Annotated in this window: 16 protein-coding genes and 1 pseudogene; 7 read left to right on the top strand and 10 right to left on the bottom strand. The window is 39.8% G+C overall.

Going from position 1 to position 20,014, the window contains the following annotated elements; translation table 11 throughout:
* Nucleotides 1-121 (top strand): annotated as a pseudogene (locus L650_RS24065) (DUF4235 domain-containing protein); the annotation flags it as partial.
* 716 nt (nucleotides 122-837) lie between these two features.
* Here the strand turns inward: L650_RS24065 and L650_RS0102210 are convergent.
* Entirely contained in the window at nucleotides 838-2,070 is a 1,233-nt protein-coding gene (locus L650_RS0102210) for a hypothetical protein (protein ID WP_029772031.1), read from the bottom strand.
* 491 nt (nucleotides 2,071-2,561) lie between these two features.
* Between L650_RS0102210 and L650_RS0102205 the strand changes: the two genes are divergently transcribed.
* Nucleotides 2,562-2,870: a hypothetical protein gene (locus L650_RS0102205; RefSeq protein WP_004587588.1), complete on the top strand. Its 309-nt coding sequence runs from the start codon at nucleotides 2,562-2,564 to the stop codon at nucleotides 2,868-2,870.
* Nucleotides 2,871-3,202: 332 nt separating this feature from the next.
* On the opposite strand, the gene L650_RS0102200 is transcribed toward L650_RS0102205, so the two are convergent.
* The 4 genes from L650_RS0102200 to L650_RS0102180 form a co-directional block, all read right to left on the bottom strand.
* On the bottom strand, nucleotides 3,203-3,982 hold the full coding sequence (locus tag L650_RS0102200) for an HIRAN domain-containing protein (protein ID WP_029772030.1): 780 nt from the start codon (nucleotides 3,980-3,982) through the stop codon (nucleotides 3,203-3,205).
* On the bottom strand, nucleotides 3,975-4,934 hold the full coding sequence (locus L650_RS0102195) for a HipA domain-containing protein (RefSeq protein ID WP_029772029.1): 960 nt from the start codon (nucleotides 4,932-4,934) through the stop codon (nucleotides 3,975-3,977). The genes L650_RS0102200 and L650_RS0102195 overlap by 8 nt, the downstream gene beginning before the upstream one ends.
* Before the next feature lie 1,065 nt (nucleotides 4,935-5,999).
* Nucleotides 6,000-6,626 (bottom strand): HNH endonuclease, encoded by a 627-nt coding sequence (locus L650_RS0102185; RefSeq protein WP_029772028.1) that lies wholly within the window; start codon nucleotides 6,624-6,626, stop codon nucleotides 6,000-6,002.
* Nucleotides 6,619-8,025 (bottom strand): ATP-binding protein, encoded by a 1,407-nt coding sequence (locus L650_RS0102180; RefSeq protein WP_029772027.1) that lies wholly within the window; start codon nucleotides 8,023-8,025, stop codon nucleotides 6,619-6,621. Before L650_RS0102180 ends, L650_RS0102185 begins: the two co-directional genes overlap by 8 nt.
* 164 nt (nucleotides 8,026-8,189) lie before the next feature.
* On the opposite strand from L650_RS0102180, the gene L650_RS0102175 reads away from it, so the two are divergent.
* Entirely contained in the window at nucleotides 8,190-8,501 is a 312-nt protein-coding gene (locus tag L650_RS0102175; protein WP_029772026.1) for a hypothetical protein, read from the top strand.
* A gap of 30 nt (nucleotides 8,502-8,531) precedes the next feature.
* On the opposite strand, the gene L650_RS0102170 is transcribed toward L650_RS0102175, so the two are convergent.
* The 5 genes from L650_RS0102170 to L650_RS23490 are packed head-to-tail and all read right to left on the bottom strand — an operon-like array spanning nucleotide 8,532 to nucleotide 15,515.
* Nucleotides 8,532-9,965: a TnsD family Tn7-like transposition protein gene (locus tag L650_RS0102170; RefSeq protein ID WP_029772025.1), complete on the bottom strand. Its 1,434-nt coding sequence runs from the start codon at nucleotides 9,963-9,965 to the stop codon at nucleotides 8,532-8,534.
* A 6-nt stretch (nucleotides 9,966-9,971) separates the two neighbouring features.
* Nucleotides 9,972-10,922: a TniQ family protein gene (locus L650_RS0102165; protein ID WP_029772024.1), complete on the bottom strand. Its 951-nt coding sequence runs from the start codon at nucleotides 10,920-10,922 to the stop codon at nucleotides 9,972-9,974.
* Nucleotides 10,919-12,394, bottom strand: coding sequence for an AAA family ATPase (locus tag L650_RS0102160; protein ID WP_029772023.1), 1,476 nt, complete (start codon nucleotides 12,392-12,394; stop codon nucleotides 10,919-10,921). Before L650_RS0102160 ends, L650_RS0102165 begins: the two co-directional genes overlap by 4 nt.
* Before the next feature lie 50 nt (nucleotides 12,395-12,444).
* Nucleotides 12,445-14,691 (bottom strand): hypothetical protein, encoded by a 2,247-nt coding sequence (locus L650_RS0102155; protein ID WP_029772022.1) that lies wholly within the window; start codon nucleotides 14,689-14,691, stop codon nucleotides 12,445-12,447.
* 2 nt (nucleotides 14,692-14,693) lie between these two features.
* The gene (locus tag L650_RS23490; protein ID WP_085065400.1) at nucleotides 14,694-15,515 is read right to left on the bottom strand and encodes a TnsA endonuclease N-terminal domain-containing protein; all 822 of its coding nucleotides are present in this window, start codon (nucleotides 15,513-15,515) and stop codon (nucleotides 14,694-14,696) included.
* 457 nt (nucleotides 15,516-15,972) lie between these two features.
* Here L650_RS23490 and L650_RS0102145 point away from each other — a divergent pair, with 457 nt between their 5' ends.
* The 4 genes from L650_RS0102145 to L650_RS23485 all read left to right on the top strand — a co-directional run.
* Nucleotides 15,973-16,212, top strand: a complete 240-nt coding sequence (locus tag L650_RS0102145; protein WP_008112417.1) for a hypothetical protein — start codon at nucleotides 15,973-15,975, stop codon at nucleotides 16,210-16,212.
* A gap of 32 nt (nucleotides 16,213-16,244) precedes the next feature.
* Complete coding sequence (locus L650_RS0102140) at nucleotides 16,245-18,131, top strand: type I restriction-modification system subunit M (protein ID WP_223230515.1); 1,887 nt, start codon at nucleotides 16,245-16,247, stop codon at nucleotides 18,129-18,131.
* A complete protein-coding gene (locus tag L650_RS24420; RefSeq protein ID WP_223230514.1) occupies nucleotides 18,089-18,727 on the top strand; it encodes a hypothetical protein in 639 nt (212 codons plus the stop codon). The genes L650_RS0102140 and L650_RS24420 overlap by 43 nt, the downstream gene beginning before the upstream one ends.
* On the top strand, nucleotides 18,724-20,014 hold a 1,291-nt coding region (locus tag L650_RS23485; protein WP_085065399.1), incomplete at its 3' end, for a restriction endonuclease subunit S. The genes L650_RS24420 and L650_RS23485, both read left to right, overlap by 4 nt.

Genomic DNA, 20,014 nt, shown 5'->3' with positions numbered 1-20,014 from the left:
CAAGCCAAGCGAGCATACAGATCTTAAAGAAGCCGTTACATGGGCGGTGGTATCTGGCATTGGTGCAGGCGTGGCAAGAATGGCCGTACATTATGTGCTCGACAAACGTAAATCTAAGTAAGCCAATAGCTATTCAAGTGCAACGTAAAAAAGCATAAAAAAAGGTGAAACTAAGTTTCACCTTTTTTATTACTTTAAACTAATTAGCTTTACGCGGTAGACACACTACTCGCGCCTGCATTTTTAAGTATTTCTTCAATCGCGCTTTTGTTATCGCTGTCGTACTTAACACCAATTAATATAGAGCCTTTTTCAATGGCGTCTTCGTAAAATTTAACTTCGTGCTCAGGAATAAACGCCCCAATAGCAGCGCCTAAACTTCCGCCAACGGCAGCACCTGCACCGCNCCGCCAACAATTGCAGCTATAATACCACCAGACGCTGCACCAACAATGCCGCCTTCAGCCGCTTTGGTTCCCTCATCTAAGGCAAAGTCTTCCTTTGCGTATGAGTCATTGGCTACAATGCTTATATCAGCTTCATTAATACCTAATGCTTCTAATCTATAAATAGCCAGTGTTGCTTGTGATGCGCTTTCAAATAACCCAGTAATAACCGTGCTCATAATAACTCCTTTATTTATTTAAAAAATACAGCTATTACTAAGCAAAACCCAAACCACTTAAATTATTACTATTAATCAATAAGTTAAATCACAAACCCAAACTACTGCTTTCATTTACACAGTAAATATTGCTAACCGTTGTAAAAAACTCCTACCACATAAATAAATACACTAACGCTTAGCGGCTCTATATAACGCGTTAATAAACTCAATTACTTAGACCAAGTAATTTCGGCTAATTGATTAGTAGCCGTTTGATGAATAATTAAGCCGTTATTGCCCATACGCATGTGCCTAATTAAGCCAGAGTAAACCCCTTCTTTACTCGGAATTTGCCAGCTTTGCATGGTTTGAGTTTTTAAATCAAACCTAACCAGCGTTTCGGGCCGCTTAGCCGACTCATTAAACCAAATAGCATTATCGGCATATTCAATGGCATACGGGTGGCTGTTTTCGCCGCTGGGGTTATCCCACTGCGTTATTTTACCGTTTTTGGGGTTATAGCGGCCAAGTTTACCCATGCCAGAGTTTACATAAAACACCATATCATCAGGCGTAATAGCAAGGCGCCTAGTATGTGTTTTAGCACCTGGGAGTTTTATTTCGCTAAGCTCCATGGTGTTTTTATCAACTTTAACCAAACAGTTACTGCCATTACACGACACCCACGGCGTCCCGCTTGAATCAAGCTTTATACCATAAGGCCGCGAGCCTTTAGTGGGTAAAGTAGCCAGCTTAATATCACCGCTTTTAGGGTTTAGCCTGCCAATCATGTTGCTGTGCTGCAGGGTAAACCAAAATATACCCGCATCATCAAACACGCCTGTATGCGGGTCACGGGCGTTTTTATCAGGCATTTTATACACTTCAAATTTTTCGGTTTTTAAATCTAAATACCCAACCGTGCCATTTTTATTACCTAAAAACCAAGGGGTTTGGTTTTTATCAAGCGATACACTGTGCGCATACGTACCACTTGGCAAAGTGTACTCTTTCATTTCACCGGTTTTAGGGTTTAACCTACCTAAAATATTGCCCCACTGGCCAACCCACCAAATAAGCCCGTTTTTACCTTGCACAGGGTCGCGAGCGCGCTGCCCAAGCGTAGGCACTTGCCAGTATTTAAAGCTAAGTTTTAAATCGCCTTTAACCACCGCTGACTCGCGCTTAGTGTTAACAGGGTAATGCTTAGCTAAATACGCGCTAATATCTTTACTAAGCGCAGTACCCTCGCCTGTATCTACCATATAACTTATGAGTGTTTGCCAATCCGCTTGGCTATAACCCGCACTGCGCTCAAGGTTGTTTAAACTATGGCAACTAGCACAAAGCTGCTCAACTAATACCTCTGGCTCGTTACTCAATACAGGTAACGGCGCAGCTAAAACCCCTAGCGCAGCCATTACCGCAACGTGTTTATTAAATAAAAATCGATTTTTACGCATAACGCCCTCCCTTGTTTTTAATATTAAAGCATAGGGCGAAAGTGTTTACTATGTGAGCACTTTTAGCTTTTAGCTTTTAGCTTTTAGCTTTTAGCTTTTAGCTTTTAGCTTTTAGCTTTTAGCTTTTAGCTTTTAGCTTTTAGCTTTTAGCTTTTAGCTTTTAGCTTTTAGCAGAATAGTGTCGTTTTTATTTTCGGTGTGAAAATCGTTATTTTTTGTAGGGGTAATAGTAATATAGATACGTTTTCTTGCTTAAAAAAATAAAACAAACTCCCCCTTCATATTAAACCAAATAGTTCGCGCTTGCGCCCAACGCGCTAGCAAGCTAAGCGCCTACAAGTAATAGCATTTTATTTATTGTGATTATTACATTGGCTGTGCGTTGGGTTTCGCTTCGCTCAAACCAACCTACGGTTGTTGCATAGCTACAAGCTTGCGTATAATGCCCGCATTCTGGCTGTATGTATTAGCCGCTAATTTGGATTTTAATAATGAAAAAACTCTCTGCAGTGCAAGTAAAACAACAAGCACTTGTGCTTAACGTTGCCGATAAACTAGAAGCACAAGGGCGCGAAGAAATCCCTGGTATGTTGCAGTGCTGGTTTGATGTGGAATATCACTTATTTCCAAGTTCACTACTGCTTTGTTTTCAGTTTGAAAACGAACAAGCTTTAGCAGCCGCAGAGCCTGATTTATTAAAATGGCAAAAACGCTTAAGCGCCGCAATGCTTAAAAAAGGCGTGATTTTAAAAGATATGCGTAAACATTTAGTGTTTACTTTAAAAGGCCCTGATGATTAAAGCAGGCCTATAATTAAGGGCTAGAGCAAAACATAGTCGCGCTATGGGTTATAAAAATAAGTTTAAGCGCGTAAAAAAGGGCAATAACATTGCCCTTTATTTTCTCACGCACTCTCCCACGATTAATCACATGGTAAACGCATTTAAACTCTATTCGCCGTGGTCTCGACAGAGTAATTGACTCGATGAGCAAAAGACTATAAGCCTTGATCCTTGGTGCATGAAATCAAGATTTGGCGCCCTTGGTTTATGGTGTTTAGTTAAGTTTAATAAGAGCCGTTGGGCTTTTGAGTAAAAAACCAAGAAAAAAGCAATGCATAACCGAAACTGTATTAGCCCACATGGCTTATCTCAAGATTAAACTTTTTATATTCATCGGAAATGAAGCACTCATAATCTTTTGGAATTTTAGATTTAAATTCACACAAAAACTTAAACCTGTGTGGAGCAGTCTCATTGACTTTGATCAAGGTTAAAAAATATTCTTGAGAATTAATTAGGTTCTTTAAATCATTATTCAAATATCGAGGGCAATAACCAAGCTTGTTTTCCCCATCATGTAATACAATTAGAGCATTTGAATCATGTTGATTATCTAATTCATGCTTAAGTTTAAGTTCAGAGCCAACTGTAAGCTTTTTAGCTAAATCTTTACACTCATCGCTTATATATTTAAAACCAGAAACAAAGAACTTAATCGTAAAATATTCTCCATCTAACTTAGGTACAGTTACTACCCTGAAATTATCCGTTTTCCTCTCTCCACCTGTAATACCTAAAAACTCTAACTCATCTGCACTTCTAATATCCAAACCTGACCACTCGATCATTTGTTTAAATTCTGGCCTGTTTTTTGGCAAAAGCCTATTATTAAAGAATTTAAATAATTCATTGGATACATATGTTTTACTAAGTTCATCAAGCCTTAAAAATGCTTTAAAATTTTTGTTTTTGGCACCGTTTGTATAATGAAACTTATATACAAACTTCTTTTCATCTGAGCTTACAGGCTCTTTAATTAGTTTTGCTACTGGGTGCCACATACGAGTTTCATCATCTTGCCAGACAACATAAAGCTCAACTTTTAGAGTAGCAATATTAGTATTAATCATAAAATTTGTTTTTTAACTCTAGTAAATTATCTCGATTAGCTAAAATCAATCGTAATGTAAATTTTTTTGTTATTTCAGACATCAATTCATCTGGAACTTTAGTAATAACTGAATTAATTTTGTCTTCAGTTAAATTTTCAAGTAAGCCTAACCAATAAGTGGGAGCCTTAGATTTCTTCTTCTCTAATGCTAGCATCGACATTTGTTCGAAGGCATCCAATGTTTTAATCCTTTTCCCCTGACTATAAAAGAAAGATTTAGAGCGCCTCACATACTTTTGTATTGTGAGACTTGGTGTAGAATTATTTAGTATTTCCAACCTTTTTATATCACTTTCATTACGCCCCAAACTCGCAGCATGATCATATGAAGGAGCTAGATAATTACTATCAAGACTTTCAATAATTCCCCAATTCTCATTATGCCTGTCTTGGTTAGAGATAAGTACATCAAACATCAAATAACCTATGAATACATCTATTACATTCGCTATTTCAAGATTGCTCCAGCCCTTAGGGGGAGCGTCTGCTAACCAATCTAAAGCAGTATATACCCTGCTCACTGTTTGTAACCTTATATTATCTTTTAGTTGAAAACTTTCCTTAAGCGATTCAAAACCGGCTATATGCTCAATTAATTGATTACCGAAAGTTAATTGCTCACCTTGCGCAATAAAGTTTACTGTCCTGATACCTCTTTCACTTTTATTTTTAGCTAATTCGTATTCAGCATGAGGTATACCTAGAAACACTGCCAACTCACATGCTATTTTTTCAGCCCAATCTTCACCATATCTAACTATTGGATTGCCTTGCTTATCTTCTGTATGGATTGATTTAAACAAGTAAGAAGTATTTTCAGCTTCATACCAAAACTTTGTTTTCGTTCCCATTTGTTCAAACTGTTCAACATCTTCTTGAGATATATCAATAATTTTATATTTTGTAGTCACAAACATGCTCGTAAATATTGAAGAAGAGGAAATAAAAATAACTGAAAAATAATATTTGAATAGATAACAATTTTCTCTAGAGATTCATCCTATCAAACTTTAGAAAAAATCTCTCTTCTAACTAATATAGAAAAATAAATTCAAAGCTCATGGCATATTCTTTCTAAAACTAAGCCCCAATCTCGCTTCCCTCCTTCCCGTCAGGACGCCCTGAATACTGAGGGTCAGATCTGTTTCTTGCCAAGACCAAACACCAATCTCACGTTTAACACCCTCCCCCGTCATCGCGCCCTGAAAATAGCAATTGATGAGTAATGTCGCGCATGGATGCGCGATAAGGTGAAACTAGGCCATGGATGGCCTATCTTCGCCGTTTACGTTCACATCAATTGTGTTTTGAAGGATTAAGCGTGATGCTCAGGGCGCCGTGGGTGACGAGTGACCGAAACGAAGTTTCGCAGCGCGAGGAAGTAGAAGCATGGATGCTGACAGGAACCCAGCTTCAAGGATGAATTACTTGCAGCAGAGTAAGATTGAAATCTATAGCCCCTCTTGGCTGATGCCGCCAACAATCTGGCAAAAAACCTTGAATAAAGTTTCTAATTTCTAGAAGCGCGAAACGCATTCGCGTTATCGATGATGATAACCTCAAACACCTATTCAAATACTTATTCGGGCTGCCGCCCGCGCGTCAGCAAGCTAAACGCCTACAACTAATAACACATACTCTTGGGTTGTGAGCGAGTAAGTATATTTGTGATTTGTTGGGTTTCGTTTCACTGCATCCAACCTACGCCCATATAATTTAGGGCAATCACACATACAAAAAAGCCGTTGCATGGCTGCAACGGCTTTTATAATTTTGATAAATTCCCAAACTATAATGGAACTTACTACCCATTAAAGTTCAAAAATTAGTCTCATGTGATCTCGGAATTAAGTGGGTTAACTCCATAGATACCTACTAAAGCTTGTGAAACCATATTTTGTAATTAAGATGGTTAACTCTTAGAATTTAATCGTCATTAATAATATATCGTTTTTAATTAAGTTGGTTAACTTCAATTATAGAAATTGTTCAGTTAACTGTGATAATTCAAGCTTAATTTCTTCAGAGCGTTGAGTATCATTTGTTTGTGTTAACTCTGCAACCAATTGTGCAATTTGAGTATCTTTCGATTTTGCGGCTTTCATTTTTTTAAGTACGTCTTTCAACCTATCTAATTTGCACAGCTTTATCGTTCTACGACCTTTTGCTGTAAGCCCTTCATATATTGCATCTGCATGTCTTTCAATATGCAGGCTATATTCATCAAAATGAGCATGAACAATGTTCACATTAATACCATCTGTTGGATAAGCTGTAATAGGTACACTTAAAACAGGCTTAGTCCCTTTATTGGTGTTACATCCCGGACATGACAAAGAAAGGTTATTCGGATGAAAAGTGTACTCTGAATATTCACTTTTAGGCACAATATGCTCTATATCGACTTCCTTTATGTCGAAGCCTAATTCCCATTTACAATAGCAACAAAGATTTCCTTGTTTGGGTCGCAAATCATTTTTAACCGCCAGTTTAATTCCGTCAAAACATGACTTACTCCAATCGGTATGAGTTACAAACCGATCAGAAATCAGTTGAAGCTCTTGCGCTTTGAAAGAATATGGTGAAAGAATTCTATCAGTCATTACGCAACCTTAACTTTGTAAGTTTAGAAATAACATCATAAAGCGGGTCTACTTGTTTTAAATTAGGTAATACCTTCTTAACTTTGAGACATAAGTCATGATATCTATCGGAGTGTTTTTGACCGTCTGCCAGCAATTGCAATAATTCAGTCACAATAGCGCTAAGGTAATAATTTCTTGTAGAAGGCATATCGAAGATGTTTAACAAAACATCTTCAGCAGACATACCGTTGGTATTTTCATCATAGTAATCAACATCAATCCGATTACCCTTAGAGCTTTTGAAATGAACTATATTTGAACGACCATTAGGTAAGTCTGAAATTAAAAAATGTGAGTGTGTCGCTACTATGACATGGCAACCTTTTACTGATTGTAGCAACTTATCAATTAACTCAATGTAACGATATTGCCATGATGGATGTAAACTAATTTCAGGTTCATCAATAAGAATCAAGCTATCGTTCTTTAAGTTGGGTACTAATCCGATTAAGGTCGATAATATACTTGCTTCTCCTGAACTTGCGTCTGTGTAGTTAAACTCACCACCATGCTTCTTGTAGAGTTTTACCTGCATACTTTTTATTAAGTCTAGCTTTCGTAGATCATCAAACACCCGATATCTAGATATCTCACGGTGAGATATTACGTGATCCGAACGACTAATATTTTCTTCAGAAAAGTTGATTACAAAATTGAATTCACCACCGCGATTAAAATTTTGCTGTTCAAAAGCATATCGATAAGCATCAGCAAGCTCATCCCAGTAATACTCAGGTGAAGATAAAAACCTGCTATATGTCCCTTGCCTGATACCACTTCGGTTTTCACTCCGCATAGCAATGAAGCTCTTTAAGTTTTCACCATCAATTGACTCAATACTATCCTTCAATTCAACTGGCACTCGTACCTTATAAGCCAGTTTTAAGACGGGTTCATACTTCAAATAATTAAATATTTCGTTGTATTGATAAAAATTACTTTTTTCTTCAAAACCTGACATGAGAAACGAAATAGCCTTATCCATTAAAGCTCTATTTGAAGAACCACCAACACGCCCTCTAGGACCTAAATAACAGTATTGTTCACGAATGATATTAGGATTCGCTTGTCTACTAAAACTGGAATCCGAGGGGAATTTATCAGATAAGCTGGTCGTAATAGCTATTAGTTTCTGTGGATTGTTAATTTTATCTTGCAAAGAAAAGTTTTCATGTCCGACATTTCGCTTCCTATACGAATCAACAATACCTCTTAGAAAGCGGCTCTTTCCCGTTCCATTATTACCAATTACAACAGTAAAATAGTTATCCTCACTATCATTACCATTAGTTAATTTAACTAATGGTAGTTGTAAGTTTTTATCATCCAATTTGAATTTTTTTAATCTAAAAGACATCCGATTCCCCATCCTAAATTTATTAGCAAATATAACAAGTTAGATAGTATTCGTGAACTATTAAGACAATGAATACAAAAACTCAGGATTACCTCCATGCTTTTAGTATTGTTTTAAATCGTTTTTAACTACCATGAGTTATGGTTATCTATAAGGGCATACTCATGAACACGATAGTGAAAGACTGGCAAATAGTTTCTGTTTTAGACAAAGGCGAGCTTGTTGGAGATGTGCTCTGGGGAATTTGTGTTGATGATTCGACCTATCGATTCTCTAAAGGAGATTACGTCTGTACATCTCGGATCGTAAAAACAAATGAGCAGTTAATTAAAACCGCTAGCGGCAGTATCTATCAAACTCTAGGTGAAGGCACTAGATGTCAGATTTTATTAAAAGACTTTGAGTTGCTCCGGCATGGCTTTAGCCCACAACAAATTGAAAAATTGAATCAAGCTCGCCCCAATCAACTGCATTAAGTTCGAAAGGCGATTGTTCAAGTACATCTGCTACTTACCTAAGTATCGCAAAGCTCGCGGGATCGGTGAAGGTAGGTGCTGTTCCAACCAACACTTATCATGCTTATACAACCACATAAAAGAAGCACCACAATTCGCTCTTACTTCTTTTTGCCGACATTGAGGATGAGACTGACAAAACGCTTCTATCTCCTGTCTGCACTGCTGCCTTTTGTGGTTAAATCGGATGGTTTTTCGCAGCGCTACTAGTTCACTAAACTTACCCAATATCTGTTCAACCGCCCCCTGTGAAATACCGTGTTCCCTAGCAATTACTTCTGTTGGAATACCAACCATCAGCTTGCTCCAAATATCTCGCTCATCTACAGTAAATATCTTTGAGGGGCGCTTATCCACTGCGATCTGGTTGTTAGTTGCAACTTTTTTAATGTAAGCAATACTTTTGCCTGTTTGTGCTGCGATTTTTCTCATGCTATCACCATCTTTTAGGCATTTGATGATGAGTGAGTTATCAAAGGGGGAGGAAGAACGCTGAGATTGCTCTATAGGCATTTTAGGCTCTTTTACAGGTTGAGCCTCCATTACAGCCTTAAACCTATCCCACGAGCCAAATAAGCAATGAATTAGAAAGTAATATTTCAGTGGATGGTATTGTTGATGAGGTTGATAAAATAGATTCGCAGGATAGCTACCGCGCATTAAGCCGCACGCTAGTCGTTTAAAATGGACACAATCTGAAAGCTTTCCTATCTCTTCAATCATCATTGGCACCAGCAATCGCTTTCGGATATTGCCACAGGCCGTCACCATGCCCATTTCCAATAATCGGTTTTTAAGCACGTCTACCAAATCATCTTTTGAATAGTGAACAGGGTCTGCAATAAACGCCAAGGCGATACAGGTAGAAAGGTTGAACTCACTTATACTGGCATCAACAACCTCACTAGTCTCTGGTTGCGCAGCAAAGGAACGTATACGTTTTTCTGAGTGAAGCTTTACGCCATGCAGAGGGCAGCAAGTCACACCTGCCAGTTGATGAATTACATGCCAATACGCAAATCCATGCTGTGCTTCATCATACGTCACACAGGCAGGGCACGATTTAAGGACAGGTTCCGTTAACAAGCGGTTCGCTACCATGCCATAACGGGAGTGCGTGGAGGCAGTATTACCACTGAGTAAATCTGTTTGAAGTTGCTGGTACTGGGCTTGGGTTTGAAAAGGTCGGTAGTAGTTAATCCCGGTCATGAACTGAACGATCCATTGTTCATCCACACAAGAGCTTTGTGCCAGTTTTGCGATATAGGAAGGAAATTCGGTACTGGCTAATTCGGTTTTTATCTGAAGAGCTTTTAACGATTGGTTGCGAAAGCTCGGATAACCAGAGTAACTATGCGCACGCGCTACCCAGCTAAAAACCGTTTCACCTTTAATTGGTGTGGGGTAATAAACTGGGTAGCTCATAGTTTATTAGCTCATCAAATTCGGGATGTTTTCAATCTCACCAAATAACATCCTTATCATCAGCAAGTGACATATCGGTAACGTGAGTTTGTCCTTGTATGCTAAATACGACACGAATAATTCTCGGAATTTTCGGTTTCCCTGATAACCGTCAAGTATCAGAAGACGCTCATATAGCTCAGGTGCAAAGTGGTTATCCAACGCTCGTTGTGCCTCAGCAATTATTAGGGTGTCCTTGCGTGAAGAAACGTTTGTGAACGTATCTAATCCAATATAGTCCCGATAGGCGCGTTGCAGTCGCTGCAAGTTCAAGTTTGGAAAATCATGTTTGAGCAGCCTTGCGGATGTCCTTAATACCCAATCGATGTCATCATCCATGTAACCATCAAGGTTATCGTACCCCAAATCGCACTTAGGACAGTTGCTACCATGCGGTAAACCAATATTATTGAGATAGCGCCCAGAATCATGGCAACTATCACAAGCGACAAACAACGGTGTCTGATGCTTAACGCAATAACTCATACCAGCTAATTGATGTTCTATGTGATAGTAAGTTTCACCAATAGTGTCCATATCCTCCTTAACGCACTCCGAGCAATGCCGCCAATGGGCAGCATACTTAACGCGATTGATATTGCTAACAAACAACGGCTTATCGCCAGATTGTGTTAACAGTGTTGCTGGTAAGAATGGAGCGTAATACCGATAAAGAGTGTGTCTTCCTAAAAACGTTTCATAGTCGATACTAGGCGAAAATGCATCGTAAACATCTCGATATAAGGGCCTCAATACATAATGTGGCACCACCGTCTTATAATCACTTGAGATGGGATTGGTCGCGTTATCCCATCGCCTAATACCTGAATATAGATGATGTCTAACCATCAAGCTGATGACATGCTCACCCTCAAACGGATAGGCATTGATTTGTGGTTTGCGTACTACACTGCTCATGATTTCACCTCACCCAGCTTGGCAGCAATTTCCTGCCGACTTAATCCTGATAAATTTCTAAAATCATCAGCTGGTATCAACGTACTTTTAGCCGCTGGCATATCAATCACTACACCTTCATCATTCATACCCGGTGGGTTAGGTACATCACTGTCAATACAATACTTTTCAACAACGTCCGCTGTACTCATATCTTCACCCGCTTTTGCAGGGTTAAGCAGCTTGATATGCGGTTTAATCAAATCCTCAAATGTGCTTACTTCACCTTCCCTCAATGCATGAAGTGCGTCCGCCAACAGGTAAAATTGATCGGCATAGACATCACGAATAAGATCTACTGAAATAGTTTCTAATCCAGAGTAAATCGCTTCTTCATAGCAAAGCTTTATCAGACGAATGAATAGTGCGGGAATACCGCAACTATAGAAATTTAACGCTGAGGTTATCTCATCAGTGAACGTGAACGGATTCCGCAGCAAGTGAGGCTTGTAATAGCACTGCACGTAGTAATTCCAAAACGGATTGGCAATGTGTTTTTTGGTAACAGGATCATACACTGTTGTCTCAATTCCATCACAACGCTCAGATATACCTGATGAAATACGTCTAGAGGTAGACATGGTAGTTTGGAATAAAGGCCACGAGGCATAGGTGCCTGCCACAATCATCGGAATGCCAATGCTATTAAAAAACGCGTCGATAAAATTCAGTGTTGAGCGGTTTTCATCTTTAGCATCATTACTGTCATAGACGCAGCGCTGTATTTCATCAATGAAAACAATGCCAATATTGTACTTCATTGCCACTTTCTTTGCCTCAATCACAAAAGCTGAATTATTCGCCTTGGAACCTTTCCAAAGCTCGTAATGGCTAGAGCCTAGTAGCTGGTCGATTGCGAAGAAAAAATTAAGGATAAAACCCTTTTTGGTTTTAGTCGCGGGAGCCTCAAACTTGACATAAACAACCTGCTCCTTGCGAAACAGATTACCTTTATATTCATTGTGTTCGATAACCTGTGGCAGTAAGCTCAAACACTTATCTATCGTCTTGGTTTTGCCCCCACCACTAATACCGATGTGCGAGATACAGGTTGATAAATTAATCGCGTTTGGCATTTCATAGTCTTTACCTTTCCCAACTTCACTTTGCATGATGTTGTAATCGATAGTGAAAGGTCTTCTATGTAAGTACCCCACCATAATTGCTTTAACGATGTGCCGATAAATTTTAAACGTCTTAGGTGATGGCACAAAGGTAAGTGGAATTAATTCAATCATTAACTCCCTATCAAAGTCATTCATCTGAGTAACGCTTGCATCAACGTCATGATTGACCAAAATCGCCTGAGTGAACGCTTCCAAACTCTTTGCAGGTCGAATCGCTTCAATTAGCGGGTTGTTGTTATAGGCGGTGATGTTGTGAGGAATATATTCCGCTTTTACAGCCACTGATTGTGTTTCTAAAATTTGCATGTTTTTACCTTATTTCTAATTAATCTTGTCTCCTTCATGGTTAATTTTTCCTATTGATTTTGCCCAGATGAGGGATACATCTGCTGCATTTGGCGCATCATTGAAGACTGCAACGTCTCCATCGATACTGTTTCTTCTTTGGATTTCGACTCACCTACCATCAACGTGCTAATCATGGAGGCAGTCTGTCTATCCATATTCGCCTTGGTAATTTCCTTCAACGCTTTAACCGTAGATTGCGATGATTTGGCATTCGGTCTTGTTAAACCTTTAAGCGCATCCAACGCTTCTTTGGTGATCCGTTGCGTATTGTTCTTCTGTATGAAGCGGGCTTGCCTAAGTTCACGTTGTTGTTCAACTAGATCCGATGTCTTCTGAGATTGTTTATGTGACACATCAAACCAAGTAACACCTTCAAACGTATCGTCCTGCTCGGTATTGAGCGTTGCTTCATAAACAACACCATCATGCTTGTACCAAATCTTGTCAGTAGAGCCATCAAAGTAACGGATGTCTAATTTCTTCACTGGGCGTTTTGGGTTTGCATTAAGCCAGCCTTGTCGTGCCGCATGTTCGCAGTGGTAGTAAACGTTGCGGTACTTAATCCCTTTTGCGGTAGTTGCTGCCAGACTCCGAGGTAGTAGCTTGAACATGACATCTTCTTTTTTCATGGTCATGCCTCGTCCATTATTCATGTAATGACGCAGCCCAAAGTTCCATCTAGCTCTGGAGGTTGCACGCACACCTTCAACTTCCATTGCCTTGCTAGATACTCTCGGTTTTGGCACAAAGTTGTTTCTAAGAATGGTGTTTATGATCAGCAGATGAACAAACTTGTCGTAGTCATACACTGCGAGGTTCGAAGCGTGCGTATCGCCTTTTTCGGGTATGCGTTCAACCAGTCCCGGCATGAATTGGATGATGTCGTTTTTGGTATGCTGAAACTCACCTTCCACAGTACCTTTGGTGTAACCAGCATAAATTTGCAAATAGTTGATACAGTCAATGCCCATTTTCTCATCAAGCAACTGCATCATGTTTTTCTTGGGATATTCCACACCATTATCAATGGCAAGTTCCGTACACAGCAGGTTACAGGGCCAATCTTTATGCGTGATATCGACACCAAACTGTTTGCAGAATTCCACTTTATCTGTGAAAGCATTGTAAAGTGCCTGCATGACTCCGCGCCAGTTGGGGCCACCAATCCCAACGTGAAAGCCTACCGTCATCCCTGAGTCCACATCCATCACACGGTATACAGTGGGTCTGCCAGATGATAAGCGCTCTTTTTTGTTGTACGGGTAGATAAGATAAACATCTTCAATCGTGGCATCTACCTCATAACGAAATGCTGGACCCGGCACATCTGAACGGGCACGTTTTAGCTTAGAGCGGTATTCAGATAGATACCGCTTATCACCTTTTTGCTGCCACTTCAGTCGCCCTTCTTTTTCAGCCGCTCTAACAAAGGCATAGTATTGGTCATAGCTAATACACTCATTCTCTTCCAGCGGTTTACGCTCGACAATTTCCTTTCCGTCTTCATCGATGTATTTCTCTTTTTTTGACTGAAAATAGAAGTCATACACCTCATACTGTTTGGTATGAGGCATTCGCATGAATTTCTTTTTACCTAATCTTTCCAAGTGCTTGAGAATATTGTCTTCGTCTAGCTTGGTGCGCCCACGAAAATAGGTATCGGATGATTTTCTGCCACGCTTAGACATTCCCTCAGTCGGGACAAGCGGTAGCACAAAGTTGCTGCCACATTTTCGATAATCCGGATACATCGCGTTGAAACAGCTACCACGATAAAAGTACTGTGCAAGTAATCTGGATATTTGCGCTGCATTTACGCCACTTTCAGCGCTGATTTCCTTGATAAGTTCAGTACCTCTGTCGGTATACAGGTATTCATAGGTTTTTTCTGAATCCTCAACAATAGGCTTTATCAGGTCATAGTTAAATCGAGCGTTATCCCGCCTTTTTAGTTTGATTTCTAGCTGCTCATTTGGAGACTTGCTACGCGGTACGTAAAGGCCGTTGTCATATTCAATCCCACGGATTTCATATTGGTAATGCGACAACATATCGGCTAACTTTTGTGCATCCATTGTTAGTGGTTTGCTTTGAAGGCGTGAGCGTTTTTTTTGTAAGGGTTTATCCGCTCTTGGTTTGCGTTTAACCACTGATTTATTCAAATCGTAATAAGCGACCTTATCGCGAGTTACATGGACTATACGCAGGTGTAGTGAGCCTGTTGGCGTGATAATTTCTGTATGTTTACGGAACATGCTTAAGCGACCTCCCTTAAAGGAACAGGTTTAAACACATCAATTTTTATATCTAAATCAATCGGTAATTGATGAGACCATACGCCCCACTGAAATAGGCCGAAGCCATCGTCGTAACTGAGTCCCAATCGATGACTGACACGCTGAATAACCTCTTGTAACGGTGTTTCAAAGTACAGGCTTGCCATCTCAACAAACGCCATAAAAAACGGCTGTTGATTGTGCTTAATCTCATGAATGTATTTCAAGCACCCCTTGGACCACTTTAAATTGTATGCACAGTTAATGCTGACGTTGTGGTCAGTTTCTAAAACAAACGGTATCTGTTTGTCTTCATAGTATCGTCTTTCCAGTTCGAGCTTTTGCAGAGTTCGCGTAACAGATACAGGGTGCTTGATTTCTCTATCCAGCGAATCCAGCGTTTTATATGTTCTGGCGACCTCTTTTGTTGCGAGGTTTTTGTCGTTTAAATCTGTCTCTAGACAATAGAAGTCGGTACTGAGCACATAGGCTTCGCCTTCTTCATCGCACGGATACTTGATACCCATATCGATTGCGATACGAACACATAGCTCTATGTCCCACAATGGATATTGCTCAAAGTAATTAACGGTTTCCGGCAAGGAATCTCTTATGATGCCTAAGCGTCTTTCACCATCGCTTAAGAAATGGTGGTTGCGTTTGCTCTTAGCGCCTTTGTACAAATGCCTTCTTGTACCCTTAGGACCGCTCCACACTTTAATTAGAGGCTCGTATTGCTTCTTATCTAACGCATCATGCCATTTATCAAGCGTTTTAAGGGCCTTATTAAATTTTAAAAGCATTCACCCGCCTTACCCATGAAAATCTTTTGACTTGGGAAATATAAATTTGGCGAATGAAATAACTTAGAGTTGGAAGTTTGATGTTTTTCATTTTGTCTACTCAAATTCGTTTAAATACGAACGTGATCGTAGATCTAAATTTTGATCAATACAACTTGCATATTTGTATAAGGCACTGAATTTTAAGTAATTAATATTTATAAAAATAAATATTATAATTTTCTATTAATTATTTAGACTTCATAAACAATTGAAAAAACATCAAATATTTTGTGATATTTTTTGATTATACCAATGTGCATATTTGTCATGGTTATTGCTTCGAGATCTGATATTGATTAAATAAATGGCAACGAGCGAAATATCAATCATTAAAACGGTTCTAGTAGGTTCTACTTGCTTATTTATCTAATTTATATAAATTAGATAAATCACTATCAAAAAGAAGAATAGCCTTATGAACGAGCAAGCGATCTTCGACCATATCAAACAAGCATTAGATGATGCGCCACGCAACCAGTACACCACTGAGTTGCATCTGCAAATGATCAAATACGCTGATAGTTTAAAAAGCATGACTGCCAAAGAATTTTGCGAAGGCGTTGGCTTAAAACCCAGTTTTGGCACTGAATTTTCTAAAATGCGTAATCTCACTCACCGTTTAAAAGCAGCAGGCTTAAACACTGACTTGCTCTAACCGCTCAGGCACAAGGATTTAAAGGAACACTCATGGCAATTAAAAAGACAGAACTGTATTCATCATTATGGGCAAGCTGTGACGAACTGCGTGGCGGTATGGATGCCAGCCAGTATAAAGACTACGTACTAACCATGCTCTTCATGAAGTACGTTAGTGATAAATACAAAGGCGACCCATACGGCATGATTGTCGTGCCAGAAGGTGCTAGCTATGACGACATGATAGCCGCCAAAAACGACAAAGAGATTGGCGATAAAATCAATAAGATCATCGCCGCCCTTGCCGAAGAAAATGACCTTAAAGGCGTGATAGACGTTGCCGACTTCAACGATGAAGACAAGCTAGGTAAAGGCAAAGAAATGGTAGACCGTCTAACCAAGTTAGTCGGTATTTTTCAAGGGTTAGACTTATCATCAAATCGAGCTGGCGGTGATGACCTATTAGGTGACGCTTACGAATATCTAATGCGCCATTTCGCAACAGAATCAGGTAAATCTAAAGGACAATTCTATACACCATCTGAGGTATCTCAAATTTTGGCAAAAGTGGTCGGCATTAAAGAAGACACACCTCAAGATGCCACCGCCTACGACCCTACTTGCGGCTCAGGTTCATTGTTGTTAAAAGCCAGCGACCAAGCGATGCGTGGTTTAACCCTATACGGACAAGAGATGGACAACGCGACTAGCGCACTTGCCCGTATGAACATGATCTTACATAACAACACCACAGCCAAAATATGGAAAGGTAATACACTTTCTGATCCACAATGGAAAGATGCCCCTAACCAATTAAAAACATTTGATTTTTCGGTTGCCAATCCGCCATTTTCAAATAAAAACTGGACCAGTGGCTTAACCCCAGAAAACGATTTATATAACCGTTTTACGTGGGGCATTCCACCAGAGAAAAACGGTGACTACACCTTCTTACTGCACATTATCAAAAGCTTAAAAAGCACAGGTAAAGGCGCGGTGATCTTACCGCATGGGGTGTTATTCCGTGGTAATGCCGAAGCGACGATTCGTGAAAACCTTATCAAACAAGGTTACATCAAAGGCATTATTGGTTTACCTGCTAACTTATTCTACGGCACGGGTATTCCAGCCTGTATTATCGTGATTGACAAAGAACATTCGCGAAAAGCCATTTTTGAATCAAGAGGTAGTTTTAATGAAGGCGATGAAGCACTACCAACCGTATCAGGTCGCCCCATCTTTATGATTGATGCCAGCAAGGGCTTTATCAAAGATGGCAACAAAAACCGCCTGCGTAGCCAAGACATTCACAAAATTGTTGATGTGTTTAACAAAGGCTTAGAGCTTGAACGTTTTAGCCGTTTAGTGCCCATTGATGAAATTGCCGCTAACGATTACAACCTTAATATCCCGCGTTATATCGACTCATCTGAGCCAGAAGACTTACATGACTTAAGCGCTCACCTGCAAGGTGGCATTCCAAACCGTGACATTGATGCCCTTGAGCATTACTGGCAGGTATTCCCAAGCATTCGCGCTACCTTGTTCACTCATTTGCGTGACGGATACAGCCATGCACTGGTTGAAGCCAGCCAAGTGAAAAGCACCATATTAGCTCACCAAGAATTTAAAGATTTTGCCGCTCGTAGCCTATTGCCATTCAAACAATGGATACCCGAAGCGAAACTAAAAGAAATCAAAGTAGGCGATAACCCGAAAAACTTTGTCTTTAACATTTCAGAGAATTTGTTAAATAGCTATGCCAATAGCGACTTATTAAGCAAATACGATATTTACCAAATTCTGATGGATTACTGGGCCGATACCCTGCAAGACGATGTATATGTATTGGTACAGGATGATTGGCAAGCGGGTAACACCCTTCGTGAGTTAGNGTGGCTGCCAAGGGCGAAAAGCTTAAAGAAACACCTGATTTAATCATCAACAAGAAAAAGTACAAAGCCGAGCTTATTCCACCAAGCCTAATCGTTGCCCGTTACTTTGCTGACGAACAAGCTCAGGTTGATGCCCTGCAAGCCAAGCAAGACGAAGCGACCCAAACACTTGAAAGTTACCTTGAGGAACATGGCGCTGAAGATGGCTTATTAGTTGAAGCTCTAAACGACAAAGACAAAATCATCAAAGCCAGCGTTGCTGCCAGAGCTAAGCTCGCCACCGACGCAGAAGAAGTGAAAGCACTGAAACAGGCAACCAAGCTATTTAACGCTGAAGCTTCTGCTAAAAAAGCAGTGAAAGAAGCGCAAGAAGCTCTGGATTTGGCCGTATTCAACCAATATCCAAAACTTGATATTAATGAAATCAAAACCCTGATTGTCGATGACAAATGGTTAGCAACTTTACAAGCCAATATTGTTAGTGAGATTGAACGTGTTACCCAACAGATGGCAAACCGCGTTAAACAACTGGAAGAACGCTACAGCACGCCATTACCAACCCTTTCTAAATCGGTTGATGACCTAAGCGACAAAGTCGCAGGCCACTTAAAAGCGATGGGTTTGGAGTGGCCGCTATGAGCGTATTAGAGCAAGAAATTCTAGAAGGATATAAACAGACTGAGGTTGGAGTTATTCCTGAAGATTGGGAGCTAGTTAACTTTGGAGATATTGTTAAATATATCAAAGGCTATCCATTTAAATCATCTGAATACACTGATTCTGGAATAAGAGTTGTAAGGGTTAGCGATACGTCTTTTACAACAATAAAGAATGACAATCCAATCTATGTTTCCGAGAGTTCATATAACAAGTATAAAAAGTGGTCATTAAGTGATGGAGATTTAATATTTACAACTGTTGGTTCTAAACCACCCATGTATGATTCATTGGTTGGAAAAGCAATTCTTGTAGAGCCTCATCACAAAGGTTTTTTATTAAACCAAAATGCGGTTTTAATCAAACCAAAATCCAATGCTGAAAATATATCTAATTTATTGGTAAATCATTTTAGGACAGAAAGATATATTGATCACATTGAACAAATTTATCGTGGTAATGCTAACCAAGCCAGTATTACTCTGGATGGTTTGTTTGAATTTAAAATACCTCTCTCCAAAAATCAGAAAGAACAAACCGCTATTGCCAATGCCTTATCTGATGTTGATGCACTACTAACGGAATTGGAAAAGCTAATCGCGAAAAAACAAGCGATTAAAACCGCCACCATGCAGCAACTGCTGACAGGCAAGACCCGTTTACCCCAGTTCGCCACTTACACCGAAGGTGAAAAGCAAGGCCAGCCAAAAGGCACAAAACCCAGCGAACTAGGCGAAATTCCTGAGGATTGGGATGTAAGGCCAATTGAAAGTGTAATTAAGGATTTAAGAGGAGGTGCACCTTTTAAACCTAGCGACTTCACCAATGCTGGCGTTAAAGTGCTCCCTAAAGGTGGGGTAGTTAGAGGTGGCGTACTAAGAGTTCATGAAAAAGACCAACAATTTTGTAGCAAAAACTGGTCATTAAAATACTCTAAAAACTGTGTGGATAACCGATATACAATCGTGGTTCTCAGAGATCTTGTTCCCAGCGGGCCAAGTATAGGTTTGATGGTAAATATCCCTACTGATGAAAAATACGTTTTAGCTCAGGGAGTGTATGGCTTCATTGCAGAGGATGAAGAAACATCCAATTATCTAATTCAATATTCGAATACAACTCAATATAGGAAAGCTGCCAACGAAATAATGGTAGGTAGCACTCAGGTGCACATAACAAATGGCGCTTTCAAAGCTTTAACAGTCCCATTGCCACCAAAAGAGGAACGAGGAGCCATCGCCACCATCCTCTCGGATATGGATAACGAAA

It is taken from the genome of Pseudoalteromonas sp. TB51 (assembly GCF_000498055.1).
In the GTDB taxonomy this organism is placed as follows: Bacteria; Pseudomonadota; Gammaproteobacteria; order Enterobacterales; family Alteromonadaceae; genus Pseudoalteromonas; species Pseudoalteromonas atlantica.
The sequence above is the reverse complement of the archived record's forward strand: the minus strand, read 5'-3'. Positions and strand labels throughout refer to the sequence as shown.

Excerpts from the sequence above, each read along its gene's own strand:
- L650_RS0102175 (WP_029772026.1), top strand. The coding sequence starts at position 8,190 with ATGAACACGATAGTGAAAGACTGGCAAATAGTTTCTGTTTTAGACAAA.
- L650_RS0102205 (WP_004587588.1), top strand. The coding sequence starts at position 2,562 with ATGAAAAAACTCTCTGCAGTGCAAGTAAAACAACAAGCACTTGTGCTT.
- L650_RS0102170 (WP_029772025.1), bottom strand. The coding sequence starts at position 9,965 with ATGAGCTACCCAGTTTATTACCCCACACCAATTAAAGGTGAAACGGTT.
- L650_RS0102165 (WP_029772024.1), bottom strand. The coding sequence starts at position 10,922 with ATGAGCAGTGTAGTACGCAAACCACAAATCAATGCCTATCCGTTTGAG.
- L650_RS0102145 (WP_008112417.1), top strand. The coding sequence starts at position 15,973 with ATGAACGAGCAAGCGATCTTCGACCATATCAAACAAGCATTAGATGAT.
- L650_RS0102200 (WP_029772030.1), bottom strand. The coding sequence starts at position 3,982 with ATGATTAATACTAATATTGCTACTCTAAAAGTTGAGCTTTATGTTGTC.
- L650_RS0102155 (WP_029772022.1), bottom strand. The coding sequence starts at position 14,691 with ATGTTCCGTAAACATACAGAAATTATCACGCCAACAGGCTCACTACAC.
- L650_RS0102160 (WP_029772023.1), bottom strand. The coding sequence starts at position 12,394 with ATGCAAATTTTAGAAACACAATCAGTGGCTGTAAAAGCGGAATATATT.
- L650_RS23490 (WP_085065400.1), bottom strand. The coding sequence starts at position 15,515 with ATGCTTTTAAAATTTAATAAGGCCCTTAAAACGCTTGATAAATGGCAT.
- L650_RS0102185 (WP_029772028.1), bottom strand. The coding sequence starts at position 6,626 with ATGACTGATAGAATTCTTTCACCATATTCTTTCAAAGCGCAAGAGCTT.
- L650_RS0102180 (WP_029772027.1), bottom strand. The coding sequence starts at position 8,025 with ATGTCTTTTAGATTAAAAAAATTCAAATTGGATGATAAAAACTTACAA.
- L650_RS0102210 (WP_029772031.1), bottom strand. The coding sequence starts at position 2,070 with ATGCGTAAAAATCGATTTTTATTTAATAAACACGTTGCGGTAATGGCT.